The sequence below is a fragment of the Pseudarthrobacter siccitolerans genome (assembly GCF_030823375.1).
Taxonomy (GTDB): domain Bacteria; phylum Actinomycetota; class Actinomycetes; order Actinomycetales; family Micrococcaceae; genus Arthrobacter; species Arthrobacter siccitolerans_A.
Window position 1 is genome coordinate 368,590 of the sequence record NZ_JAUSXB010000001.1, and the last position, 24,379, is coordinate 392,968.

At 63.2% G+C, this 24,379-nt stretch carries 27 protein-coding genes and 2 pseudogenes; 10 read left to right on the forward strand and 19 right to left on the reverse strand.

Going from position 1 to position 24,379, the window contains the following annotated elements:
• The first annotated feature begins 33 nt into the window (after positions 1-33).
• Positions 34-519, forward strand: a complete 486-nt coding sequence (locus QFZ36_RS01655; protein ID WP_306633402.1) for a hypothetical protein — start codon at positions 34-36, stop codon at positions 517-519.
• 90 nt (positions 520-609) lie between these two features.
• Positions 610-1,233, forward strand: coding sequence for a copper resistance CopC family protein (locus QFZ36_RS01660; RefSeq protein ID WP_306633404.1), 624 nt, complete (start codon positions 610-612; stop codon positions 1,231-1,233).
• 111 nt (positions 1,234-1,344) lie between these two features.
• On the opposite strand, the gene QFZ36_RS01665 is transcribed toward QFZ36_RS01660, so the two are convergent.
• Positions 1,345-1,713 (reverse strand): hypothetical protein, encoded by a 369-nt coding sequence (locus tag QFZ36_RS01665; protein ID WP_306633405.1) that lies wholly within the window; start codon positions 1,711-1,713, stop codon positions 1,345-1,347.
• A gap of 527 nt (positions 1,714-2,240) precedes the next feature.
• Here QFZ36_RS01665 and QFZ36_RS01670 point away from each other — a divergent pair.
• Complete coding sequence (locus tag QFZ36_RS01670) at positions 2,241-3,473, forward strand: hypothetical protein (RefSeq protein WP_373427006.1); 1,233 nt, start codon at positions 2,241-2,243, stop codon at positions 3,471-3,473.
• A 195-nt stretch (positions 3,474-3,668) separates the two neighbouring features.
• Here the strand turns inward: QFZ36_RS01670 and QFZ36_RS01675 are convergent, their stop codons facing one another.
• From QFZ36_RS01675 to QFZ36_RS01690, 4 genes and pseudogenes are all read right to left on the reverse strand, one after another.
• A complete protein-coding gene (locus tag QFZ36_RS01675; protein ID WP_306633407.1) occupies positions 3,669-4,133 on the reverse strand; it encodes a transposase in 465 nt (154 codons plus the stop codon).
• A pseudogene (locus tag QFZ36_RS01680) lies at positions 4,102-4,586 on the reverse strand (transposase); the annotation flags it as partial. The gene QFZ36_RS01675 and the pseudogene QFZ36_RS01680, both read right to left, overlap by 32 nt.
• 188 nt (positions 4,587-4,774) lie before the next feature.
• Positions 4,775-5,371: a hypothetical protein gene (locus QFZ36_RS01685; RefSeq protein WP_306633409.1), complete on the reverse strand. Its 597-nt coding sequence runs from the start codon at positions 5,369-5,371 to the stop codon at positions 4,775-4,777.
• A 41-nt stretch (positions 5,372-5,412) separates the two neighbouring features.
• Complete coding sequence (locus QFZ36_RS01690; RefSeq protein ID WP_306633411.1) at positions 5,413-6,087, reverse strand: hypothetical protein; 675 nt, start codon at positions 6,085-6,087, stop codon at positions 5,413-5,415.
• Between the two features lie 191 nt (positions 6,088-6,278).
• Between QFZ36_RS01690 and QFZ36_RS01695 the strand changes: the two genes are divergently transcribed.
• The 4 genes and pseudogenes from QFZ36_RS01695 to QFZ36_RS20885 all read left to right on the forward strand — a co-directional run bounded on the left by QFZ36_RS01695 (position 6,279) and on the right by QFZ36_RS20885 (position 9,437).
• The gene (locus QFZ36_RS01695; RefSeq protein WP_306633413.1) at positions 6,279-8,120 is read left to right on the forward strand and encodes a sensor histidine kinase; all 1,842 of its coding nucleotides are present in this window, start codon (positions 6,279-6,281) and stop codon (positions 8,118-8,120) included.
• Positions 8,117-8,767, forward strand: a complete 651-nt coding sequence (locus QFZ36_RS01700) for a response regulator transcription factor (RefSeq protein WP_306633415.1) — start codon at positions 8,117-8,119, stop codon at positions 8,765-8,767. Before QFZ36_RS01695 ends, QFZ36_RS01700 begins: the two co-directional genes overlap by 4 nt.
• Before the next feature lie 11 nt (positions 8,768-8,778).
• Entirely contained in the window at positions 8,779-8,988 is a 210-nt protein-coding gene (locus QFZ36_RS01705; protein WP_306633416.1) for a hypothetical protein, read from the forward strand.
• Positions 8,989-9,003: 15 nt separating this feature from the next.
• A pseudogene (locus tag QFZ36_RS20885) lies at positions 9,004-9,437 on the forward strand (DUF6994 family protein).
• 185 nt (positions 9,438-9,622) lie between these two features.
• Here the strand turns inward: QFZ36_RS20885 and QFZ36_RS01715 are convergent.
• From QFZ36_RS01715 to QFZ36_RS01750, 9 genes are all read right to left on the reverse strand, one after another.
• A complete protein-coding gene (locus tag QFZ36_RS01715) occupies positions 9,623-10,330 on the reverse strand; it encodes a hypothetical protein (RefSeq protein ID WP_306633419.1) in 708 nt (235 codons plus the stop codon).
• Between the two features lie 275 nt (positions 10,331-10,605).
• Positions 10,606-10,791 carry an NmrA family NAD(P)-binding protein gene (locus QFZ36_RS01720; protein ID WP_306633421.1) on the reverse strand — a complete coding sequence of 62 codons (186 nt, stop codon included), beginning with the start codon at positions 10,789-10,791 and terminating at the stop codon, positions 10,606-10,608.
• Positions 10,792-10,930: 139 nt separating this feature from the next.
• Positions 10,931-11,335: an SHOCT domain-containing protein gene (locus QFZ36_RS20890; protein ID WP_373427007.1), complete on the reverse strand. Its 405-nt coding sequence runs from the start codon at positions 11,333-11,335 to the stop codon at positions 10,931-10,933.
• A gap of 105 nt (positions 11,336-11,440) precedes the next feature.
• A complete protein-coding gene (locus QFZ36_RS01725) occupies positions 11,441-12,274 on the reverse strand; it encodes a hypothetical protein (RefSeq protein ID WP_306633423.1) in 834 nt (277 codons plus the stop codon).
• A gap of 34 nt (positions 12,275-12,308) precedes the next feature.
• Positions 12,309-13,373: a spore photoproduct lyase family protein gene (locus tag QFZ36_RS01730; protein ID WP_306633425.1), complete on the reverse strand. Its 1,065-nt coding sequence runs from the start codon at positions 13,371-13,373 to the stop codon at positions 12,309-12,311.
• Between the two features lie 133 nt (positions 13,374-13,506).
• The gene (locus tag QFZ36_RS01735) at positions 13,507-13,680 is read right to left on the reverse strand and encodes a hypothetical protein (RefSeq protein WP_306633427.1); all 174 of its coding nucleotides are present in this window, start codon (positions 13,678-13,680) and stop codon (positions 13,507-13,509) included.
• A gap of 35 nt (positions 13,681-13,715) precedes the next feature.
• Complete coding sequence (arfB, locus tag QFZ36_RS01740) at positions 13,716-14,138, reverse strand: alternative ribosome rescue aminoacyl-tRNA hydrolase ArfB (RefSeq protein ID WP_306633429.1); 423 nt, start codon at positions 14,136-14,138, stop codon at positions 13,716-13,718.
• 29 nt (positions 14,139-14,167) lie between these two features.
• Positions 14,168-16,510, reverse strand: a complete 2,343-nt coding sequence (locus QFZ36_RS01745) for a multicopper oxidase domain-containing protein (RefSeq protein ID WP_306633431.1) — start codon at positions 16,508-16,510, stop codon at positions 14,168-14,170.
• Positions 16,507-17,190, reverse strand: coding sequence for a hypothetical protein (locus QFZ36_RS01750; protein ID WP_306633433.1), 684 nt, complete (start codon positions 17,188-17,190; stop codon positions 16,507-16,509). The genes QFZ36_RS01745 and QFZ36_RS01750 overlap by 4 nt, the downstream gene beginning before the upstream one ends.
• Positions 17,191-17,682: 492 nt before the next feature.
• On the opposite strand from QFZ36_RS01750, the gene QFZ36_RS01755 reads away from it, so the two are divergent.
• Positions 17,683-19,281, forward strand: coding sequence for an ABC-F family ATP-binding cassette domain-containing protein (locus QFZ36_RS01755; RefSeq protein ID WP_306633435.1), 1,599 nt, complete (start codon positions 17,683-17,685; stop codon positions 19,279-19,281).
• Positions 19,282-19,284: 3 nt separating this feature from the next.
• Here the strand turns inward: QFZ36_RS01755 and QFZ36_RS01760 are convergent, their stop codons facing one another.
• The 4 genes from QFZ36_RS01760 to QFZ36_RS01775 all read right to left on the reverse strand — a co-directional run bounded on the left by QFZ36_RS01760 (position 19,285) and on the right by QFZ36_RS01775 (position 21,368).
• Positions 19,285-19,722, reverse strand: a complete 438-nt coding sequence (locus tag QFZ36_RS01760; protein WP_306633437.1) for a VOC family protein — start codon at positions 19,720-19,722, stop codon at positions 19,285-19,287.
• Between the two features lie 72 nt (positions 19,723-19,794).
• The gene (locus QFZ36_RS01765; protein WP_306633439.1) at positions 19,795-20,670 is read right to left on the reverse strand and encodes an SURF1 family cytochrome oxidase biogenesis protein; all 876 of its coding nucleotides are present in this window, start codon (positions 20,668-20,670) and stop codon (positions 19,795-19,797) included.
• Complete coding sequence (locus QFZ36_RS01770; protein ID WP_306633441.1) at positions 20,671-20,940, reverse strand: hypothetical protein; 270 nt, start codon at positions 20,938-20,940, stop codon at positions 20,671-20,673.
• Positions 20,937-21,368, reverse strand: a complete 432-nt coding sequence (locus tag QFZ36_RS01775; RefSeq protein WP_306633443.1) for a DUF3099 domain-containing protein — start codon at positions 21,366-21,368, stop codon at positions 20,937-20,939. Before QFZ36_RS01775 ends, QFZ36_RS01770 begins: the two co-directional genes overlap by 4 nt.
• 153 nt (positions 21,369-21,521) lie before the next feature.
• Between QFZ36_RS01775 and QFZ36_RS01780 the strand changes: the two genes are divergently transcribed.
• Positions 21,522-22,247, forward strand: coding sequence for a beta-ketoacyl-ACP reductase (locus tag QFZ36_RS01780; protein WP_306633445.1), 726 nt, complete (start codon positions 21,522-21,524; stop codon positions 22,245-22,247).
• A gap of 124 nt (positions 22,248-22,371) precedes the next feature.
• Positions 22,372-23,136: an SDR family oxidoreductase gene (locus tag QFZ36_RS01785; protein ID WP_306633446.1), complete on the forward strand. Its 765-nt coding sequence runs from the start codon at positions 22,372-22,374 to the stop codon at positions 23,134-23,136.
• A 148-nt stretch (positions 23,137-23,284) separates the two neighbouring features.
• Here the strand turns inward: QFZ36_RS01785 and serB are convergent, their stop codons facing one another.
• Positions 23,285-24,178, reverse strand: coding sequence for a phosphoserine phosphatase SerB (serB, locus tag QFZ36_RS01790; RefSeq protein ID WP_306633448.1), 894 nt, complete (start codon positions 24,176-24,178; stop codon positions 23,285-23,287).
• Positions 24,179-24,379 lie beyond the last annotated feature (201 nt).

Below are 24,379 nucleotides of genomic sequence, written 5' to 3' on the forward strand. Positions count from 1 at the left end.
GCCCCGGTGCTCTGTCTTCTGGCGGTCCTGGTCATGCTACCGGTCACGGTGCTGGCCCGGCGGCGGATCCGCCTCCCCTCGATCGCCGCCGCCCTGGGCACCGGGCAGGTGGCCCTGCATACCGCGTTCACCTCCCTGCCCGGACCCGTTGACCACTGCAGCGCCTCAGTGATCGCCGCGCACGGCCACCACCAGGCCCAGACCATTCCGGACTGCGCAGCGGCAGGGACCGGAATCCTGGCCCTGCACATCCCTGCAGTCCCCAGCCCCCTCATGATCACCGCGCACATCCTCGCCGTTGCCGCCACAGCCCTCCTGCTCGCACACGGCGAAACAGTGCTGTGGCGCATGCTGGCATGGCTTGCCCCGCCGGCCATCGAACTGCGCCCCAGGCCGCTCCCGGAATGGACAGCGCCCGCGCCGCTCCGGTCATCCTGCCTCCCGCAGCTGCACCCCAGCCTGCGGACCCGGCTGCTCCGCGGCCCGCCGGCCTCTTCTCCCGGCCCCCTCAGCATCTGACGCTGCCCGGCGCCGGCCCACGCACCCCTTCCACGCTTCTTCTTGCCTGCCCGGAACCCGGTGCCAGGCTGTCCCGAAAGGACACCTCCCTTGAAGTTCTCACTTCGCCGCGCCCGCATGACCGGCGCACTGACCGCCATCCTCGCCCTGACCGCCCTCGCCGGAACCGCCCCGGCCCAGGCGCACGATGCGCTGGCTTCCACCAGCCCTGCCGACGGGCAGACCATCACCACCAACCCCGGCAAGGTCTCCATCACTCTGAACAATGCACCGGAAACGGGCGTGCCCGGCTCCAACACCATCAAGGTCATCGCACCCGACGGGCACACCGCCAGCAGCGGTGACATCAGCGTCGACGGCGCCACCCTAAGCATCGCCGCAGACATCGACCATCCCGGCAAGCACACCGTCCAGTGGCGCGCCGTGTCCGCCGATGGGCACCCCATCGAGGGAAGCTTCGCCTTCACCTACGCCGCTGAAGGCGAAACCCACAGCGAGGCGGCCGCGCCCGCGACGTCGGCAGCAGCCGTACCGGCAACTACGGCAGCGGAAACCCCGGCGCCTGAAACGCAGGCGTCGGCACCTGCCTCCTCCCAGACTCCGGACAACACCGGATGGTTCATCGGGATCGGCGCGGTCCTGCTGATCCTCGTCGCCGTCGGCGCCTACCTCATCGGCCGCCGCGCCAAGACCGGAACCGACAGCACCAATTAGCCAACACACAATCCCCGATGGCCCGCCCGGACAAAAAACCGGGCGGGCCATCACCTTTGCCGGTCCAACGGCCACCGCACCATGCGGCGGGACTGCGCTTCGGTGGCGCAGTCAGTACAGGAAGACATCTACCATGAGTGCCGCGATGGAACCGAGCCCGGCGAGGAGGACCAAACGCCGGGAAGGTGCCGATCGCAGCGGGCCCACACCCAGAACCAGCGCCAGTGCCGCAAACGCGAAAACGCCCGAACCCGTGTCCTGCCAGCTGACGGGGAATACCGGAAGGGGCGCGTCAACGAAGAACTGCGGAGCGTTCACTGCCCGCAGGATCGCGTTCCAGGCAAAGGGACCGGCGAAGGCCCCAACGGCCACCGTGACCAACGTTTCCGGGTGCCTTTCATGGGCAACAAGAAACGCAAGGACCAGCGCAGCAAGCGCTGACAGTGCTGCACCATATGAGATCGTCGTCCATGCCAGCATCGTTGCCTCCTCAGGAAGATCGCCCCGGGATGCAGTGTCTCATAACCGATGTGTTCCGAATCCCTAGGGTTTCGAGACAGCCTGGAGCGTAGCTTTTAGGGCACCTTCAACGTGCATGTCATCGTGCAGGGTTAACGTGCACATAAGGTCAGCAACGGCGCCGAGGGAAGAATTCAGGCCTGGCCGCGCCCGACGACCCCGTAGATGTTTCGGCTTGTCGGTCCAGCTCAAGGCCCGTGAACTCGTAGAGACGATGGGCTGCCGGCTGGTGCGCGCCAGTCCAGGGTGATTCGTTCCAACCCTCGCGGACTGCGGTTTCGATCGCCGTACCGAGCAGGCGCCGGCCTCAGCCAGGCCACGGACTCAGGGCGCGGTACATCCGAGTAGCCGACAAGCTAGGGTGCAGTTGGCAACACGATTGAGAGCATTGTGCCAAAGATCTTGGGGAGCTGAATATGGATGCTGAAGCGTCAATGGGTAGTCGGGCGTCTGAGCTTGCGCTTTGCGAGTTGGCACGGATGGCGTACGTGACAATGCAAAACGCGTCACATACCTATTGGGACCTGAACGACCCAGAGGATGAGCCACTGCTCAAGGTCAGTTCAGGAGTAACTTCGGTACTTCTGAACTCGCCGCAGCATCAGACTGCTGTCGACGCGTTGAACGCCGATAGCGACTTTGAACCGATGTGGTCGGCAGGTACTGATTTGGGAACCTTTTTCCGGTATCCAGGGGGTGGCTCTATTGTTCAACGCGAGACGTTGCCGTCTTCCCTCATTATTCCGGCACTTCGCCGAGCGAACATTGAGGCGCCCTCCACTGAAGACCAGTTTTGCGCATTGGTCTTAGAAAACCTTGCCGAGATGAAACGTGCAATTCGCGGCGAACCAGTGACGATTCAGCTAGTTCACGGCCTGGCCGGACTATCTGTTCCAGACGGGTTGCAGATTGCCACGCCGTGGGGTGTCATTCGTGGGGTTCCGGTGGGAGCCGTCCAAGCAGCCAGACGAGGTCGAATCAACCCAACCACCGCAGTATTGGTGGGAGAACTCAAAACGACTCCATTGATGGGTCATGGCGATCAAAGCGAGCTAATGCTGCAGGAGGAGTTTTACGCCCATGAACATCAGGTTCGGCACCTGCTGCCGTTGGCATTTGCATTGGCTTCCGAGGACGGCCGTGTGCGTGCTCCGAGCCTGACATTCTCCAGCCGCATGGTGCCGTTCCTTGGGGGATGGGGTTCGAGCGGCAGCCCGTTCGGGATTCCCAAGGAAACTATTGAGATCCGAGAGCCTGACATTGAACGGATTGTGCACTGGGCGAAGGTCCTTGACGCGAACCATAATCCAAGCCTTGATATCGCGGCTCGCCGGCTGGTCTCGGCCGTCAATGAGAGATATGACCCGGACGATCGCTTGGTCGACGCTGTGATCTGCTGGGAAAGCTTGGTCGGAACGAAGCTCGAGACTGTGAATCGAGTAACTTCTTCGCTCGCGATCCTCCTCGAAGAGAACGTTGAAATTAGATCGAAGATGATGACATCCCTTGGGAATACGTACTCGGTGCGGAGTCAACTCGTCCATGGTCAGAAGGTGAGGGACAGAGATCGTGAGAAAGCCACCGAACAGGCAGTAGACGTCGCGGTGAAAGCACTAAGGGCGATTTACTCCGCAGGCGAACCCTGGGTTTCGGAAGCGAGTGATGTTCGTTCAAAGCGGATCGTGCTCGGGGAGTGGGATAACAGAACGTCGGTCCTTTGACTTGGCGCGGGATTGGCGGGCCTGTCTCTGTTATCGATCTGGGCCTGCACCACCCAGCGCCTCACGGTTTCCTTGCCAACACCGAGCTGCTGCGCCGCGGCCACTGAGGCGGCCATGACGATGCTCGGTGGCGTGTTCCGTGATCAGATGCACGCCCGCTCATGAACCGGCAGAGTGTTCCACTGAAGGATCACCTTACGGACCGGAAGACATCGCATAAGCCCACTTGATATGTCTACTAAGAAAACAAAGGTGACCTTCCTCTGGAAAATGGGGTGAGGTTGGGCTCGAATCCGAGCGAGACCATTCTGCGTTGGAGCCGTTTCTTGGCGCGTTCGGATTCGTCTTGTCGAAATGATCGACGCCGAGTTCGTAATGGTCACCAGGGCGGGTTTGGGTGGACTTGATCCGTCCAGCCGACTCGTTCCGGCCCGGACGCACTCCCGCCCACGATGCCAGATGGCCTGCCGCGTCAAAGACGTCCATGTCCAAGCCGGCTTCGGCGATGATGACGTTAGCAACGTTCTTCGATATTCCGGGGACGGTCATCAGCAGCTCCCGGGCTAAGGAAAAGGGTTCCATCACCGTGTCGATGCGGGCGTCGAGGGCCGCGAGGGTCGCCTCGATTTGGTCGACGCGGTACAGGTGCAGCTGCACCATGAACGCGTGGTGGTCGCTGAAACGGCCTGTAGGGGCTTCGACCAGCGCCGCAGATTCGAAGGTTTGGCGCGATCTCTCCGGTCGTGAGGCCTTTGGCGCTCAGCGATAGCACGATCCCGTCAGCACCGGTCAGCCGGCGCTGGCGCTTCTTGACGATCTGCGGATCGAAGGTGGAGCTGGTGTCCCGCGGCACATCAATCTCGACCGGCCCGATCTCGGTCAGCACGGTCTTCGTGCGGGTACCGTTGCGGGAGTTCCCGCTCCCGCGCCCGGACACGTCGTGCTTTTCATAGCCGAGGTGCTCGTCCATTTCCGCTTCCAAAGCGGTCTCCAGGACGTTCTTCGTGAGCCGGTTCAACAAACCGTCAGGCCCGACGAGGTCGATGCCCTGGCCTGAGCCAGGAGTTGCTGCGCTAACTCTTGCTGATCCACATCAGTCGCCGTGGGATCCATGGTGTCGCTCATGATCGGTCCTTCCCGCCAGGCAGCGCCCGGCGTGTCAGGCCAACCACGGAGACACCGTTATTCAGACAGTCCCCGGCATTGACGACCTGCTCATGCCGTCTTTTAGAAGGATCCTTTGCCGAGGTGCCTGGGTTTGGAAAGCACGCACAGGTGGTTGGTTTGATGGCATCTTGGATCTACAGATGTGTGACGGACTTCGCCAAGTGCTTCCTCTGGAGTTTGAGCTGTTCCTCAAGTGAACAGACGTTTCTGAACCGAGCCTTCAACCACTCTATGAGGACTATGCCCAGGAAACCGGATGTAGCGGCGCAGGTGAGGAAGTATGCGGAGTTAACGGGAATGACTGCAGCTGCGTAAACAGTGCTTCCAGCGGAGATAAGGATCGCGGCTGGAAGGGCGCTGAGTAATTTTTCGAGGCCGCGCCGCCAGTCCGTGAGTTCGGTTGTCCAATCGCTGAAGAGACTTGCGAGAGGAAGGATCCCTGTCCTGACGGCATATTTGAAGGGGGGCATGTGGTCTTCCGATAATGTGCACGCGGGCTTCAACACGGGGGAGGGGATTAGAACAAAGAGGAGCAATTCGCACAAGACGGGAAGGTTCCCCCAAAGTTCATCCGCGTGGCTACTTTCCGGCCCTAAATCTGTGAGCCACGCCAGCGACACAGGGATAAGGACGACGTGGCCGAAGGCAAGAGCTGACAACAGCCTGGTTCGGTACTTCAGCCGCATGCTTTGAAGGGCTGAAGTTGCAGAGAGTCTCAAGGTACTCTTCATCGCTGACCCCTTCTGAAACAGAATTCAGCTGGGAGGGTCATTTACAGGCGACTGGAACGGAGGAAGTTCAGCCGTGAGGATGTCTTGCCCTGCGGGGAGACTGCATTAGCGGCGGCAGGCTTGCCTTGGCCGGTCCCATGGTCCGATACTGCGGCAACACCAATCAGCGCTGTCCCGAGGTTGACCACGCTTTCCAGGTAGGCCGGGTGCCCCCACCTGGATATCGAATCAAGCACGATGGTCAGCGGAAAAATGATGACCGGTGAGGCCAGTAACCACCCTGAAAGCTGCATTCGATGGTGCCTAAGCAGCAGCAGCCCCAAGGGGATGGGGGCAACAAACGAACCCAAGAAGGCCACAAATATCAGCATCGAAATCCATCCCACCGCATCGAAATCAGTGTGGGGTGCAAACAGTCCGGCCCAGCAGAAGGGAAGTCCGAGAATCAAATAACAGGCTGCCAGGATATTTCGGAGCCAGGGCAGCGCCCTGCTGTCGCCGTCGATCTGCCGCCGATATGCGGTCAGGACCGTTGCAAGCAGCAGGTACACGACTGCGTGCAGCAGGATGATGCCGCGGAGAATTAATTCAGGTCCATCGGCGGGATCCCACGGTGCGGTTCCGGATGGTGCGAGGGCGTTCCGCACTGCGTCCGATAATGCCAGGACGGACAACCCTGCCGCAGCGGACACCGCAGCGATTGGAAGCAGTTTCATGATCAACTCCTCATGGATCGGCGGTCGATCCGCCGTCTGTCTTCCAGCCTGCTCCCGCGGCCTGCTTCAGGCATCGCCCGCGGCGCACCGGGAGCGTCCACCATCGAAGTGTTTATCTCTCCTACCAACGATGGACCCGGCTCCCCCTCCGGGTGGACGCACCCGCTGTGGTTAAGGCCTAAGCTCGGACCATGAGGCTAGTCCGGCCCAGCCCGAGCGAATGGATCGCTGCCCTTGTCTGCGGTGTCTGGATGGCGGCGTGGCTGGTTCAAGTCGCTCCCTGGGGGTTGGTGCTGGCTGCGGCCACGGCTGCCGCTTTGCTGTTTATCTGCCGGTTCACCATACTGGCGGCGCTGGTGATCGCGGCCCTGCAGTTAGCGGGCACCATGGTGTATTCATCCGAGGAAAATCCCGCGGGCCTGGCGCCATTCCTGGCTACGTCCTACTTTCTGGCCCGTTACGTCACAGCGGGCTCGCGTGGCCTGCTGGTAGGCGCGGTCTTTCTTTACTCCTCGATGGCTGGTTCAGTTCACGATCTGCAGACGGTAATCTACGTCTGCCTGTTGTTCGGCGGGCCGTTCGTCTTCGGACGCGTCGTGCGCCGGCGGGCGCTTGCGGCCGAACGCGCCCAGACCGCAGCCGCGTCGTTTGCGAGAGCGGATTCCGCCGCCATGGCCCAAGAAGCCATTGCGGATGAACGCGGACGTCTGGGAGGGCAAGTCCTATCCGTCATTCGGTCTTCGGTCGAGCAGATGAACAACGATGCTGCTGCCGCGGCCCGAAACCTGGATCCTGACCTGATCGGAAGGATAGCGGACCGGGGCCGTGCAGCCGTGACGGAGCTGAGGTGGCTTCTGGGCCTGCTCAGGACAAGCCCGGCTGTGCCGCCGGCCGGGCAGCAAAACCGGCGGCCACCGCCGTGGCGGGCGGATGCATTGACAGCAGCCGGGGCCGGTCTTCTGTCCTTTCTGGAAGCTGTCCTGACAGGGCCGCCCCCCGGAAACGCCCTGGCGTGGATCCTTCCGGCGGTACTTCCCCTTCCGCTGGCATTTCGACGGCGCAACCCCGCGGTTGCCTGCCTGGCCGTGGCAGCGCTTATAACGATGAGCACCACCCTCGGACTGCCTTTCATATACGGCTTTACGCTGGGCCCAATGATTACCTTTACCGTGCTGGCGTGGTCCGTGGCTGCCGCACGTCAGTGGTCAGGCTGGGCAGGGCTGTGCGTCCTTTTGGCTGCCGTTCTCTGGCGGATGTACATGGACCAGCCGGGCTCCGTTCCCCTGGTGCTCGGCATGTTCGTCATGCCGGCACTGGCCGGACAGGAATGGAGCACCAGGGACCGGGACCGACGCAGCGCCCAAGCCCAAGGGAATGCCTTGGCCGCTGATCTGCACGGCAATATCGACCGGGCCGTCCGCTTGGAGCGGTTGCGCATTGCGCGGGAACTTCATGACGTCACAAGCCATGCGGTGGGAGTAATGGTCCTGCAGGCTTCCGCCGCACAGGCCCTGCATACCAGGGATCCGCAAGCGGCCAGGAGCGCCTTGGCGAATGTGGAATCCGCTGGCGAACACGCGTTGGCTGAACTTGCCGAGCTGTTCAGGGTCCTCGACGCCGGCGCCATTGGTTCCCCGGGTTTGGCGGCTGCCTCCACGGAGACTCTGGAAGAACTGACAGTACGGATGCGCACAGCTGGACTGAATGTTGACCTCGCGGGCGACGCCTTCACGGTACCCGATGAATTGGCGCGCACCATCCACCGCACCGTACAGGAGGCCCTCACCAACGTTGCCCGGCATGCCCCCGGGACTAGGGCAACGGTGAATGTCAGCAACCCTGATAAAAGTATCGTCATCACCGTAACTAACGACCTGCCCCGCCTGGCTGCAGCAGGCGGCAGTACAGGCTTCGGTCTGGCGGGCATTCGGGAACGCGTGGAAAGCTTGGGTGGCTCACTTACGGTGAACAACACCGGCGGGTCCTTCACCGTCACGGCCTACTTCCCTGTCCCGGACGTAACCCTGCCATGATCCGAGTGGTGATTGCCGATGACCAGGCCCTGATCCGGGGCGGGCTGCGCGCCATCTTGATCGCGGAGCCGGACATCGAGGTGGTGGGAGAGGCAGGAGACGGTGCAGCCGCTGCGAGGGTGGCAGGAACCGAAGCTGCCGATGTCGTTCTCATGGATATCCAGATGCCCGGTACCGACGGCATTGAAGGGGTACGCAGGGTTGCTGCGGCCCGCCCTCAGGCCAAGGTTCTCATCCTGACGATGTTCGACCTTGATGAGTATGTTTTTGCCGCGCTGCAGGCCGGGGCCAGTGGGTTCCTGCTCAAAACCACCCCGCCGGAGATGCTCGCAGCAGCGATCCGGGCATGCCACGGCGGAGAACATATGTTCGCACCCACCGTCACCAGACGCCTGATTGACTCCTACGTTCACCGCCCGCCGGTTCCGGCTGGCATACCACCGGTGCTCCGCGTCCTAACCCAGAGGGAAATGGACGTCTTCCAGGCTATGGCACTTGGCCTAACAAATTCCGAAATTGCCTCAAAACTGTATATGGGAGAAGCTACGGTGAAAACCCACGTCACACGGGTCCTGGCCAAACTCGGTCTTCGTGACCGCGTTCATGCCATTTTGCTTGCTTATGAAAGCGGATTGATGGGCCGGTAACCACCCGCGACGTGGATCTGTTCAAAGTGCAGGTCCCGGCAGAGCCGAAGGAGCGTCGCAAGAACTACCTGATGTTCGAGCAGACCCCGGACAAAAGGTTCACGTTCGGCAGTGACGCCATCACGAACTCCTACACCAAGTGGGGGAAGCCGAGGGCCTTGGTCGAGGCTAAGGCCGAGTTGAGCGAAGAGCAGAAGGCCGGCTATTTCAACCCGCCGTAAACGATCGGCAGTGCAATGACTTGGCCCGTCAAAAAAATACACCGGCCCATCTTAAATACCGCCAGGGGAACGAGATTACGGATCGCGGACCGGATGGACCTGACCCTGGAATGGATCCGGCGCCATTACGCCGAGGAGCCAGGCAGTCCCCTCGCCGATGTCACCACCAACTACCCGGACTTCTTCGAACTCTTCTGCACATTCCGCAGTTCGTGGAGTTCTTCCACCTCCAGGACCTCGTCACGCCGGAGGGAAAGATCGACTTCTTCCTGGAGGAGGACGAGAACTTTAAGCGCCCCGGCGTCCCGACCATGAAGAACGAGTACGTCAAGGTTCGAGAGGCCTCGCTGAAGTTCATCACGCTGCGGGGCAACCGGATGGCCGACTGGGTCGAGAAGAACGGGTGTACCGACTGCAACGCTTCCGGCTTCAGCCTGATGTACGGATAAGGCACCAATGCGTACATTCTCGGCGTGCGGGATAAATGCACTGCACCGCGTAGCGCCGTCCTCACTGCTACTCCAGCTTGAGCTCGAGCGGTGAAGGACCGGCTTACAATGCCGAGAGCCGTCGTAGGAACCGAGTGGTGCTTAAGGACTGTCGCCCTTTCCCATGGGACCTCAAAATGTTGGCTCTAGAGGTCGTGTGGACAAATTTGAGTGCTGGCCAGTTCAGGCCTTCCCTCTCCGTATGAGGGGTCGTCGTCGCTTCCTGCCCAGATGACACCGCCCCCTGGGCAGGGCATCACATCGAACGCCCTGCCATTGAGGTGCGCCCGCAGATGGTGCCCGTCATCCTCGAGCACTTCCCAGCCGGCCGCCGGCAGCGTTGCGCGATAGTGCTGCAAAACGTCGACGTCTCCTGAGAGCTTGAACCAGCGTGTACAGCCACCCACACCACTCATGCCGCCGCCGTTGAACTGGCCGATGTGGCTGATGGAATCGAACACCTGCTGGGCCTCACGATCCGCGGGGGCCATGGGCTCATCCGTGCCCTCGGTCACGCATTGTGGAGACGAAACGTACTGCTTCTCAAGCCGCTGTCCCAGCGCCAGGGGGGTGACAGCGAACATCCCGATCAGCATGAGGACAGGAATGGCCGCGGCCGTCAGCCGCATCCATCGTCTTGTCGAGAGCATGAAACCGATGACCGCGAAGACCGCGACCAGAAGAAGCGCCAATCTGGACGGTCCCGCCGTCAACCCCCATATGAGTCCGTCGAAGGCGGTGCCGGTGACATCGCCGTACACCCCCATGAATCCGTAGTGAACCAGCACACCCAGCAGCGCCAGTCCTGCCCCAATGATGAGCAGCACCGCGGCAGTGATGGATCGGCCGGTCACGGGCATGGCCCATGGTAGGTTCCGCCCGACCAAATGTCCACAGGTTTTTCGCAGTCTAAGCACCGACTGAAAACAGAAGAAGCCTTGGGGTGGCTGGAGTCACCCGGAACGTTTCGCCGGAGCAGACGCCCACATAATCGCAGCAGGTGGAGGACTGTCCTAGGAGCGCCCGCACTACACCGGTCCGGCAGGACCCACCGATTATCGGCATCTAAGTCCGAACAGTAGGGATCTTGGCCATCACCAGTGCCCGCTCATCGGCAGCTGCTGTCGGATCAACGCCAGCCTCCGAACTCCGCCCCGGCGCCAAGGTATACCGCGCCGGGGAGCACGCGGGCAGCCCTGGCCTGGTCACGCACGAGAGCCCGGACCGTGTGGCCCTGGCGAAGCGCTTCGGCGACGGCGTAGCGGCCGATGCTTCCCGTGGCGCGGATGATCAGCACCGCGGAACGCGGGGTCATTTCTTCTCCTTGACTGCGGCCTCTGTTCCGGCGTCGAGTGCGCCGTGAATAATCGGGGGGCTGTCGGCGCGGTCGAGTTTTCGGCTTCGCGGATGATCCAGCGCCGGGATCTCCCGCGGTCGTTCGGGTCCCCGCTCACTCAGATACCGAGAACGCGGCGTTTGGCGGCCACAAACTCTTCCGGGGTGAGAGCGCCCTGCGCATGTAGTTCTGCCAGGAGGGCAAGCTCCGAAGCTACAGATTCCTTGACGTTTTCCTGATGCAGGTTCTGGATGCGATGCCGCCGGGTCCGGGCTGGAGCAGAGCCAGGTTTTGACTGGCTCCTGGTAGCCGCGTGCAAAACAAGCAGGATAGCGCCGAGGACTGCTACGGCAATTCCCAGGGGCATGGAGAGAAAGGAATGTGAAGCGGTTCCTATGGCCGCCACTGCCACTCCGGCAACAGCCAGCCCGGCCCCGGTTACCCATCGTGCTGTTCCGCGAAGGGGCCGCTTCCCTCTGAACTCAAATAAATACCCGCCACCCGAAACCGCATGATCGTTCATGTGTTGAAGAATAGACCCGCGCCTAAGCCTTGAACATGGTGCCTTCCTCGAAAGACAATGCGAACTTATCCGTTCATGGGGTAATTAAATGCTTGCGTCCGCTGGTCACGCCTGGGCTTGCGGCAACACCAGCAGGTAGCCCGTCGGCAGGTCACTGCTCCAGCGCCGAGGCTCGCGGATCACGAACTGGGTGGCCAACTGCTCCGGAGTGAGCAGGGTGTTGGGCTCGGGCGAAGGCCCCCATTGCCCGCTTCCGTAGGGGTAGAGGGGATCCTGCACGCGAATGCCCGTGACGGAAAACTCCTGGAACTGGGTAGGATCACCCACCGACTCGAACCCGCTCATCACCCATGCGTGGCGGCCGCTCCACATGACCAGCCCAACGGGCCGGCCCGTCTCGGTCATCGCCCGTGCCGCCGTCTCCAGCGCGTCCCCGTAATCCGCAATGCTGACTACGGTGTACGGGCCCATCCCAACCTCGGTGAGGACCTGCGCCCAACCAAACGGGTTGGCACCGTTGAACGAGTTGGAGGACCGCGCCCGGGCCATCTCCCAGAGCTCACCCTGCTGGCCGGAATCGCTCCAGCTGCCGCCTCCGGTGTTGTCTACGAGGTTATGCGCGATCTGGATGCTCGCGGCAACACACCAGTCGAACGTGTACTGCGGGACGAAGTCCCCCTCCTGGTAAAGGTCGACGGCGAACGGCTGGGGGACGGGGGGTGGCGGAGCGACCGGAGGTGGGGTGGAAACCGGCGTCGAAGTGGGTGACGGCGCTTGCTGGGGAGCCACTGCGGCGCCGTCCGCGGCTGCAGGGGCCGAAGACGTCACGCTCGGTTGCTGGGTGACGGCGCCGTCAAGTCCAACCGTGGGAGTGCAGCCCGCGACGAAGCCCGCCAGGACAATGAGCCAGGCCAGAAGACGGGTACGGGCACCGATCATGATCAACCCAGTTTAGCGCGGCGGGGATATGCCGTCAGAAGGCGTAGCGGATGCGGCAGTAGGGGGCGATCTGCTCAATAAGGGAGGTGAGCTGCCGCACGTAGCGGGCCTTGCTGCCCGAACGGTAGCGGACATTGTTGAAACCGTTGGAGGAGACCTTCGATTCCTGGAGGTCCGGACGCCACAGGACCTGCTCCGCCTGCGGGTGCCACCCCAGGTTGACCTCGTGCAGCCGGTCGTTGTGGGTCAGGAAGATGACCTCAGCCGCGAGCTGGGCCTTGGCGGCGGGGGTCAGGGTGTCGTCGAGTTGGCGCAGCAGCTCTTCCCAATCCCTGATCCACGTGTCAGTGATGATGACGGGGGAGAAGTTCACATGGACCTCGTACCCCGCATCAACGAAGTCGTTGATGGCAGCTATTCGTTGGGCCACCGCCGAGGTTCGGACATCAATCGATTTCGCCAGGTCCGCAGGCATGAGGGAAAAACGGATCCTGGTGTGGCCGCCGTGGTCCCAGTCGAGCATTGCGGGGTTCACATACTTGGTGGCAAAGGACAGCTTGGCGGTGGGCATATCGCGGAAGAGCGTGACGAGATCTTCCACGTTGTCGCTGATGAGGGCATCGACGGAGCAATCACTGTTTTCACCGATGTCGTAGACCCAAAGCTCCGGGTCGCACTGGTTGGGCTCAAGCTTCATGCCCTGGCGGGTGGCGTGCCGTTCAAGGGTGCCGGCAATCTGGTCGATGTTCGCGAAGACCGTTACCGGGTTGCTGTACCCCTTGTGCCGGGGCACGTAGCAGTAGGCGCATGCCATGGCGCAGCCGTTCGCGGTGGAGGGCGCAATGAAGTCCGCGGACCTGCCGTTCGGCTTGACCGTCAGTGCCTTCTTGACCCCGAGGACCAGCGCCTCAGTTTTGATCCGGGACCAGCGCGGGACATTCGCTTCGTCACCGTGCACCTCCGGGATGTTCCAGTGGTTCTCAACGAGCACCACTTCGGCGTCCGGCCAGCGTTCGATGATCTCTTGGCCCCGGGGAAGTTCCAGCGCGGCAGGCTGCGCATAGATGCGCCGGATCTGCAGCAGCCGGTTGAATTCCATGGGTCCATTCTCCCAAGCCGCCGAAGTGGTCCCCGGCGGTTAAGCCCACGGCCTATTCGCGGCTTTCTTCCCGTACTGGCTTCAGGTGCCCCGGGACTGCTCCAGCGGAGAAAGCAGGAAACGTGCAGGTGAACTAGCCACGGTATCCGAAAAGAAATCCGAGGAGCGGGTTCCGCACCTGCATCTGGATCGTGTACACCCCGCGGGCGTCGTCGAAGTTTTCATACAAGTCCTGGAACACGGGCCGTCCCCGGTCCATCACCACGCGCTGGACATGGATCCGGTGTTCGAAAATCAGACCAAGCACATGGTCTGACTCATGGCGCTGCCCCCAAGGGCACGCTACTCGGCGGCAGGCCGCTTCCGTTGCTGTTTCGTGGTTGACCGCTCTTTCTTGGCGGTGAGGCGGCGACGATTCGATCCCCGGGTAGGTTTGGTCGCTTTGCGGCGGGGCGGATCCGGGGCAAGGCCTGCTGCGACAAGGTCGGCGAGCTTGGCGAGGGCGGCTTCGCGATTGCGCAGCTGCGAGCGTCGCCCGGAGGCGGCCACAGTGATCACCCCGGCGATGAGGCGCGGTTCGAGACGCGCGAGCAGGGTCAGCCGTTGGCTGTCTGAAAGCGCCAACGAGTCGCTCACGTTCCACGAGAGTTCCACGCGGCTGTCCGAGGTGTTGACGTGTTGACCGCCCGGCCCGGACGAGCGCGAGAACCGCCAGCGAAGTTCCGCTCCGGGAATCGTTAGCTCGAGCGACACTTCCAGATCCATGCAACCAGCGTTGCATGGATCTGGATGCTTCAAGAAGCGTCAACAGTCACGGTCCGTGTCGCCTGGACCTCGCCCGTGACCCAGTGCAGGAAATCGATCGCGATTTTGTACGTTCCCTTCGCCGGTGGGCGCAACAGGAAGTCAAACTTCTCGGCTGCGCCGGACCTGAGGACGCTGGTCAGCAGCGGCTGGCCGGCCAGCGAGGGGTGGACCGCCGGCCCGTCAGGGGCCGGGGTGTTCCAGAAGGGGCGGCCATCGTGGGCGATAAGTTCGGCGATTTCCGCCGGTTCGCCCTTCGAGTCGAGGAACCGGGTACGGGTGGGAAAGTAGTCCACGTTCACCATGCGGACGAGTGTGGGCGCGACGCCCTCCCTCACGACATTCGCGCGCATCGAGCTGACCGCCCATATCCTGTCCCCGGTGGGTCGGTTGGCTACCGTCCCGCCTAAAAGAAGGAAGTGTTTGGGCTCGAAGCGGTTGAGCCCGGCATCGTCCCCGGACAAGCCGACTGCGTGATTCAGTTCGTGCCACCGGGGGTCGATGGAATAGGGAGCGATCAGTGTCTCGGTCGCAATGTCGTACAGCGGACCCCCTACGGAGTGACGGCGCATTCCACGTGTGGGTGGGGGGTCGCTGACCGGAGGATCGATGATAATTGGCCCGAACATTCCCATTTGCACGTGCAGGGGTGTGTTGACATGGCAGTGATAGAAATAGGTTCCCGCGGAGCCCCGGTTGGGGTTCCCGATTACGCCTACGTCTGTTCTCCATTGGTAGGTGTAGTGCCCGGAGACTTCATAGGAGGTGTGGCCTACGCCGTCGTTCCGGGGGTCGGGCTCGATACCGTGCCAGTGGATCGTGTGGACCCTCTTGCTGGGTTTGATGGTCCCGTGAAACAGCTTGCCCTCCGTCAGCCGCAATAATGGCGCGGGAAGCCCCCGCCCTGACTTGCCGCTCTCGAAACTCCAGAATTCGATTTCAGGCCCGTTCGGAATCTTCAGCGTCTTGTTAAAGAAGTCGAACTCCATGCTCAGGTCCGGGCGCTGGAGGAACTCCGTCTCCGGGCTACCCTCGTGAGGTTGATCCGAGGCGAACTCCACCTGGCTCCGGTATTTGTGGTGCCCGTCTTCCACCGTCTCCGGCAGGCCCGACTCAGGGATCGGGTCCTCGGCGAGAACCCAGTCGGCGACCAGACCGCCGGGGTATAGACCGCCGGCAGCCGTCTGGGAGGGCTCCGCGTGGCAGTGCATCGGATACCTCCAGTCCGCAGCCCGGGCGTCCCACACGTCATCCACCACATCCGGTGGACGCCGGACCGGAAGCAGTGATTCCTTGCGGTCCAATGGGGTCAGCTGAACAGTGTCCTCCCAGTGCTGGAGAACGACATCGCCGTCCGGGTTTACGGATCCGCCTTCGCGGGGAAAATCATCGCCATTAACCCGCACGGTCCAGACGTGGTTGCCGTGGTAATGAAGCTGGTGGTCCACGACGCCAGCGTTGACCATCCTCATCAGCTGGCCGGTGCGGATCGCACCCTCGCGCGGCGAAGCGCTGAAGTTCCGGACGTCGGTTTCGCGCGGGAGGCCAGACGGTAACGTATCCTGCTCCCGTCGCTCATTGAATTCTTCATTAGTGGTAACTGCAAGGGACTGGAAGCCCGAGTACCCGTTGATGGTGAAGTACCGGGGCACCGCGGGCGTAGAGGCGGGGTTGACCGTCTGGCCCCGTGCGGCGATTCGGGCCCAGACCGGATCCACGTCGTGGCACAGCCACAGCCACTGGCGCTCGAACTCAGTCCCGCCGGGGAAGAGCCGCCAGGCGTTGGCCGGGTCTATGACCACAAGCGCTCCGTAGAGCCCAAGGGTTCGTTCCACTGGTTCGTTCCCCGGGTCCGAGAACAGGTAGGTCCCAGGCGGCGGTGCCCCGAACTCAAGGAGATACGAAGCTCCCGGAGCGATGGGGCGGGTGCTTTCATCCCCGCGGGATGGGCCAGCGGTATGGAACCGGAGTTCGTGGGGCTGCGCAAGATGGTTGTGCACCCTGATCCGGATGACGCTTCCTGTCTCGGCGATGAGCGTCCGGTCCGGGAAATAGCTGGCCCAATATCCCCTCCTGGCCAAATACTCGCCCGGATTGTCCGGGTCTTTGTCGAGCGGTGCCGGCCTGCCGAGTGGCGGCGGCGGGGCGTTAAGCGGATAGGTCCGGCTGGCCACCACTTCTCCGGGCGCAGTGAAGACGTGAGGGCTCATGGACAGCGGCGCGTCGACGTCGGACACCGTGCCGGGGCGCTCGCCGAAGCCCCGGTGGTAGACCAAGGAGCCGTCCACCATCGCTTTGTAACCTTCATTGATATGGATGTCCAAAATGTTCATGACCGGGCCTCGTTCATCGTGAAGGGCGGCAAGGCCAACCGGTAGCCCGTGTCCTGCTGCTCGTCTGAGTAGTCCAGCTCGAGGTCCTGCAAGTCGCGCGGGACCAGGTAGCTGATCAGGATGTGCTCTAAAGCCTGCGGTGCGATGGGGCCGGGGTTCCGGTCGGAGTCCCGCGGCGTGATGGTGATCGAAGACGGGTTGAGCCTTAGCCGAAGCTGCCCCGGGCTGAAAAGCACTGGCTGTGGCCCAGTGTTCTCAAGTCGCATTTCCAGCAGCACCACGTGGGGCCAGGTGCGGTTCACTGGTTCGGGCGACGCCGGGTCCTCCAATGTCCCGCCGTCATGGCCATGCCCGTTCGGGTCAAGCTCTTCCCCAGCACTGACCCGCCGAACCTGTGTGCCACGGCCCAGGGCCCCGCCGGTGCCCATGTAGGAAGCAGCGGCTGCCAGGGTCTTGAAAGCCGGTTGGCCGTGGCCATCGAGGCGGGCAAGGCGTCCTGCCCGAACAACGGTGAGGGACCCAAAAGCCGTGGCCACGCTCGTGGTGGCGTGCTGCAAACTTCGCCCGAAGACGCCGTAGGTGCCTCCGGCCAGCAGCAGGAAAGCACCGCCGCTCAGTACCAATCCAAATTGGCGCCGGCTTAGGCCTCGTTCGGTGAACTGGTTTGTGTGGGTATTCATGTAGCCTCCTATACGATTCAGGATTTGGCTCATCCTGCTAACAGCCACCTGCGGAAACCTTGGAAGCAATCAACGCCGGCACCTGCAGCAAGCGCGAGCAGTCCGGCCTTTGATGCAGGCCGTACATCTGGGAGCAGCTCATTTGCCATGTCCAGGTGCCGGCTGCCAGCAGAGCTATCCATCCCACCACTTGTGCTCTCAGTGACAGTCCGCCCCTTCCGCTGTCCTGCCGGCCCTGGTTTGTCCATGCGCCACTTGGGCCCTTGACTGCGTGCGAGCCTGGCGACCGGGCTTGGGAAATTCTTGGCATGGCCATCAGCGGCCCCGAGGTTCTTCCTACCCTGAGCCGGGCAGGCAGCCGGGCGCGTGCGGTTCAGTGCCGTTGCTGCGGACGGTAGACTTGGATGGGCCGTTCTCCGGCCATTGCCGCCCACGCCCGCCACAGACGCTCCGGGCTGCGGCTTATCCCTGCTGTGAAAGGCTCTACCTGCTGTGATTACTGTCCAGGATCTTGAACTGCGTGCCGGCGCCCGGCTCCTGATGGACCAGGTGAGCTTCCGCATCGACAAGGGAGACAAGATCGGCCTGGTGGGCCGCAACGGAGCCGGCAAGACCACGCTCACCCGTGTTCTTGCAGGGGAGGGCCTGCCCGCTGCCGGCAAGGTGACCCGCAGCGGTGAGATCGGTTACCTGCCGCAGGACCCGCGCACCCCGGATATGGAGCAGTTGGCCCGTGACCGCATCCTGTCCGTCCGCGGCCTGGACATCGCCGTCGGCAAACTCCGCCTGGCCCATGAAGAGATGGCGAGCGAGGACGCCGCGGTACAGCGCAAGGCGATGAACCGCTATGACCGGCTCGAGTCCGAGTTCCTGGCGGCCGGCGGCTACGCTGCCGAAGCCGAGGCCGCCGCAATCTGCTCCAACCTGGCTCTGCCGGACCGCCTCTTGAACCAGCCCCTCAAAACCCTGTCCGGTGGCCAGCGCCGACGTGTTGAGCTGGCAAGAATCCTTTACTCCGACGCCGAGACCATGCTCCTTGACGAGCCCACCAACCACCTCGACGCCGATTCCATCGCCTGGCTGCGCGACTTCCTGAAAAACCACCAGGGCGGCCTCATCGTGATCAGCCACGATACCGAGCTGCTCGAAGCCACGGTCAACAAGGTCTTCCTCCTTGACGCGAACCGGGCGCAGATCGACTTCTACAACATGGACTGGAAGCGCTACCTCACCCAGCGCGAAACTGACGAGCGGGCCCGCAAACGCGAACGTGCCAACGCCGAAAAGAAAGCCCAGGTCCTGTTTGACCAGGCCAACAAGATGCGCGCGAAGGCCACCAAAGCCGTGGCCGCACAGAACATGGCCAAGCGCGCCGAGCGCCTCCTCAGCGGGCTCGAAGCAGTCCGCGAGCAGGACCGCGTGGCCGCGCTGCGCTTCCCGGATCCGTCGCCCTGCGGCAGGACACCGCTCACGGCCGAAGGCCTCAGCAAGTCGTACGGCTCCCTGGAGATCTTCACCGATGTGGACCTCGCCATCGACCGCGGCTCCAAGGTAGTCATCCTCGGCCTCAACGGCGCCGGCAAGACCACCCTCCTGCGGATGCTGGCGGGCGTGGACAAGCCGGACACCGGTGACGTTATCGCCGGTCACGGCCTCAAGGTGGGCTACTACGCCCAGGAGCACGAGACGCTCGACGTCGACCGCACCGTCCTGGAAAACATGCGCTCCGCTGCTCCCGACATGAAGGACGCAGAGGTGCGCGGCATTCTCGGCTCGTTCCTGTTCTCCGGTGACGACGTGGAAAAGCCTGCCGGCGTGCTCTCCGGCGGCGAGAAGACCCGCCTGGCACTGGCCACGATCGTGGCCTCCAGCGCCAACGTGCTGCTCCTGGACGAGCCCACCAACAACCTGGACCCCGCCAGCCGCGCCGAGATCCTGGGCGCACTGAAGAACTACAGCGGCGCCGTCGTCCTGGTCAGCCACGACGAGGGGGCAGTCGAGGCCCTCAACCCCGAGCGCGTCGTCCTGCTGCCCGACGGCGTCGAAGACCACTGGAACGAAGACTACCTGGACCTCATTACGCTGGCTTAGGGGTCAGTCTTCCTTCAGTTTCTGGGCGAGCATCACGAGGATTCCGCTGGGACCGCGGAGGTACGTGAGTTTGTAAACGTCGCCGTAGGTCGCCACGCCGCGCAGCGGACGGCATCCGTGCCTGGCAGCTATCTCAAGGGCCTCATCGATGTCGTCCACCGAGAAGGCCACCCGGTGCATGCCGATGTCGTTCGGCCGGGTCGGGTTCGACTCGTTGGCTTTGGGGTGGATGTATTCGAAGAGCTCAAGCTGGCCATGGCCGTCCGGGGTCTGCAGCATCGCAATCTTGGCGTGGTTGCCATCCAGCCCCACGGCAGTGTCTGTCCACTCGCCGCTGACCGTGTCACGGCCGACGACCGTGAGCCCGAGGTCGGTGAAAAAGTCGATGGTTGCTTCGAGGTCGCGAACGGCGATTCCGACGTTCTCAAGTTTGATGGCCATGCGTTGAAGCTACCAAGGCGGACCGGTTAGCTCCAGTGCCGGTCCTCGACTGAACGGTACAAGCTGCGCAAATCAGTACCCCTGGGCGTCCAGGAGGGCGTCTTCCTCTTCCTCGGCCGTCGCCTTCTTCCGCTTTTTGGGGACGGGCGGACGACGGCGGGCTGCCGCGGCAGCCGAATGGCGCACGCCGTCTGGCAATCCGTCGTCGTCCTCCGCATCAATCGCCGCGTTGCGCGCCTGTTGGCGGGCGGCATAGCCGAAGCCCACGAACATCAGCACGCCGAACGCGAACCACTGCAGTGAGTAGGAAAGGTGGGTGCCTTCCTCGGTGGAAGGCTTCGGAAACGGCAGCGGCATCTCCGCTGCCGCCGGCGTCTCGGACGCAAGCTGGCCGTATGCCCCGGTCAGCAGGGGGTACCCGAGCTGGGCAGAGTAGGCGGTGAGATCGATGGACGCCAGCTGCCCTTCCGGCGCACCGCGCTGGAGTGCAGGCTCAGGATGCTTTAAGCGCACGACGGCGGTCACCTCACCCGAGGGAGGTGCCGGCACCGAATCGGGGCTGCCGGGATTGTTGTTGCCGATGGGCAGCCACCCCCGGTCAACAATCACGGTTTCGCCAGTGGCCAGCCGGAACGGCACAACCACTTCGTAGCCCGGCTGGCCGTTCAACGGCCGATTCCGGACGATGCGCTGCCCGTCTGGGAGGTACGAGCCTTTCAGCTCCACCTGCGTCCACTCCTTGCCCGGGTCGAGCTGGTCGAAGTCTTCCCTGACATCGGCAAAGGGGACAGGCGTTGCCGAGTAGTTGGTCACCACCCGGTTGATCTCGGCCAGGGTTTCGGCGCGACGGTCCATCTGCCAGCGGCCCAGGAAAACGCAGGCGGTGGCGAAGATCGCGGCCAGCAGGAGATAACCCAGCCATTTGCTGGAAAAGAGGAAACGGTACATTCAGCTGTCCTGCTCCAGGGCACCGGATACCCGGCTGTCCTCAAGCGGTACGGTTTCCTTCCACAGGCCACGTGTTTGAAGGTAATCCTCAAGCCACTCGCGGTGGTCTCCGCAGGCAAGCCACGTCTTGCGGCGCTCGGGGGTATGGATCTTCGGGTTGTTCCACAGAAGCTGCCACGAAGCCTGGGACCGGCACGCCTTGCGGGAGCAGACAGCAGCGGATTCGCCCATCGTGGGGCCGGTTACCGCGGCGAAGTCGAAAATACTCATGATGCCTTCCGCTCCTGCCCGGTTGGTGTTTCGTCGTCCTCGTTGATGAGCTCGCCCTGCAGGACCTCGTTGCCGTGCTGATCGGCGGAAGGAGCAGGCGGGCTCTCGAGCTCCGCCAGCGGCGCGGAGTCCAGCAGCAGGTCGCTGTGCCCCTCCGCCTTGTCGCTGCCGTTCGCGATGACCACCGCTATCCACGGCAGGAAGACCGCCCCGGCAACCATCAAGATCTTAAGCCAGCCATCCACCACGAAGATCATGATCAGGCACACCATGCGGATGCCCATGGCGAGCGCGTACTTGATCATCCGTTGGCGCATGTCCTCGGAATGCGCTTCAGCAGCATCCGTGATGCTGTGGACTTCCGAGTCGCCGGAGAACCGGCCTGGTTCTCCAGGCGCGGATTGTCCCGCATGGTTTTCAAGGGTCACGGTGAATGATCACGCTCCAAAGGCTTGCATCAATTCTCTCACCATCGGCAGTGGCGCCCAAACCCTTGCCGGGGCGGGACGCTAAGATCAAAGTCAGCCAAAACACCCTCTTCTACCGCGGTGCACCGTGCCGCAGAATACCGGAGCCTCTACATGACTGAAGCAGCCACCGCCCCCCGCAGCGTCCTGATCACCGGTGGAAACCGCGGCATTGGACTCGCGATTGCGGAAGCGTTCCTGGCCAATGGCGACAAGGTGGCCGTGACGTACCGCAGCGAATCGAAGCTGCCGGAGGGAATCCTGGGCGTCAAGGCCGATGTCACTGATGAGGCCTCCGTGGACGCCGCATTCAAGGAAGTGGAAGCTGCCCATGGCCCTGTGGAGGTCCTCATCGCGAACGCCGGCATCACCAAGGACACCCTGCTCCTGCGCATGAGTGAAGACGACTTCACCTCTGTCATCGACACCAACCTCACAGGCGCGTTCCGGGTGATCAAGCGCGCGTCCAAGGGCATGATCCGCCTTCGTAAGGGCCGTGTTGTCCTGATTTCCTCCGTGTCGGGCCTGTACGGCGCGCCCGGGCAGATCAACTACTCAGCTTCCAAGGCGGGCCTGGTGGGAATCGCCCGTTCGCTGACCCGCGAGCTGGGTTCGCGCGGCATCACCGCCAATGTGGTCGCGCCGGGCTTCATCAATACGGACATGACAGCAGAGCTTCCGGAAGCAACCCAGAAGGACTACCTGGCCAGCATCCCCGCCCGCCGTTTTGCCGAAGCCTCCGAAGTTGCCAACGTGGTCCGCTGGATCTCCAGCGACGAGGCAGCCTACATCTCGGGCGCTGTCATCCCCGTGGACGGCGGCCTGGGCATGGGCCACTGACCTTTTCAACACACCGGGTGCGGTGCTTCTTTGTGGGAGTCACACAAGCGAATCACCAACACCCGCTGGCATGATGGACTCCAGACCATCAGCGATTTAGACGTTTCGAACAAAGGGAGCTCATATGGGACTGCTCGACAACAAGACCGCCATCGTTACCGGATCATCACGCGGCATCGGCGCAGACGTGGCCAGGATCCTCGCCGGCCAGGGCGCCGCCGTCGTGGTGAACTACCGCCAGAAGGCACCGCGCGCCAACAAAGTGGTGCAGGGGATTGAAGCTGCGGGCGGCCGCGCCGTGGCCGTGGGCGCGGACCTCACCACCCAGGAAGGCGTGCAGGCCCTCGCCTCCGCCGCCATGGAGAACTTCGGATCGCTGGACATCCTGGTGCTGAACGCCTCCGGCGGCATGGAATCCGGCATGGGCGAGGACTACGCGCTCAAGCTGAACCGCGACGCCCAGGTCAACATGCTCAACGCCGCCGTGCCGCTGATGCAGGAAGGTTCGCGCGTGGTGTTCGTCACCAGCCACCAGGCCCACTTCATCAACACGGTGCCCACCATGGAGGCCTACGAGCCGGTGGCCCGCAGCAAGCGCGCCGGGGAAGACGCCCTGCGCGAACTCATCCCCAACCTTGCCGAGAAGGGCATCACCCTGGTAGTCGTTTCCGGCGACATGATCGAGGGCACCGTCACCGCTACGCTCCTGGACCGCTCCACCCCGGGCGCCATCGAGGCGCGGCGGGCGGAAGCCGGCAAGCTGTACTCCGTGGAAGAGTTCGCCGAGGTCGTGGCCAGCATGGTCACAGCCGACGTCGAATCCGGCCACACCGAGTACGCCGGCGGTGCCGACTACTTCGGCAAGGGCGCCGGGCAGCCGGCCAGCTAGGCTCCTTGCACAACGCGAGATGGCACGTCGCGGCAATGTTCCCTTCGGACGCTGCCGCGACGTCCCCGCCCGGCCCCTAACCTCGCAAGCCCGGTCAGGGAACCCTGCGGGCGTGGGCCCATCTCGCGGTTAAGCCGGGTGCCAGGTGTCAGACCCCGGCGACGTGGCGGACGGCGTCGAGGTACGGCATGTTGATGGCGGCATCAGCCACGGCGCGTACGGCAGGCTTTGCATTGAACGCGACGCCGATCCCGGCAGCACCGAGCATGTCCAGGTCGTTGGCACCGTCGCCCACAGCAACGGTGTGCTCGAGGGCGATGCCTTCGGCTGCTGCCCACTCGCGCAGGTACTTCTCTTTCGCCGCGCGGTCCACGACGGCACCGAGCACCTTGCCCGTCAGGGCGCCATCCACGATCTCCAGCTCGTTCGCCTGCCAGTAGTCCAGGCCCAGTTCAGCGGCAATCGGCTCCAGGATCTGGTTGAACCCGCCGGACACCACTGCCACCACGTGCCCTGCGGCCTTGAAGGCAGCCACGAGCTCGGCCGCGCCTTCGCTGAGTTTCACTTCCCGGCGGACGGAATGGACGACGTCGGCCGGCAGCCCCGCGAGCACCTGCACCCGGGCGTGCAGGCTTTGGGCGAAGTCCAGTTCGCCGCGCATGGCAGCTTCAGTAACAGCGGCCACCTCCTCGCGCTTGCCGGCATAGGCGGCGAGGAGTTCGATGACCTCCTGTTGGATCAGGGTGGAATCGACGTCCATGATCAGCAGCTTCCGTTCGGCTGAGCGGAGACCGTTCGGGACCAGCGCGGTGTCGAATCCGCTGAGCGAGGCTTCGGCGACCGCATGGCGCAGTCCGGCCAGGCCTGCCGAGGTGGCGTCGGGAAGCTCGAGCGCGGCCACCTGGACCTGGTAGCGCCCGTCCCCGGCGCTGTTTTCCGAGAGCACCTTGGCGCCACGGGAGCTGAGGACGGAACGCAGCTGCTCCAGCCCGGTAGGGGTCATATTCAGGCCATAGCTGACCGCAGTCACGTTCGAAGTCATGCCTGCAATCTTAGCTTTCGGGGGAGCGGTCCTTTGAATTCAAGGCGTCCCGCCGCGATAGAACGCTGCCAAGATTTTGGGTCGGGACAATCGAGGACCACGACGGGAAAGCGTGCGATAGCCATGGCCAGCGCTCCAGGTGCGGCTCCCGGGACCGTATCCAGTCTTTTCCGCCTGAATTTGCGTAGTTGGGCTGGTCAC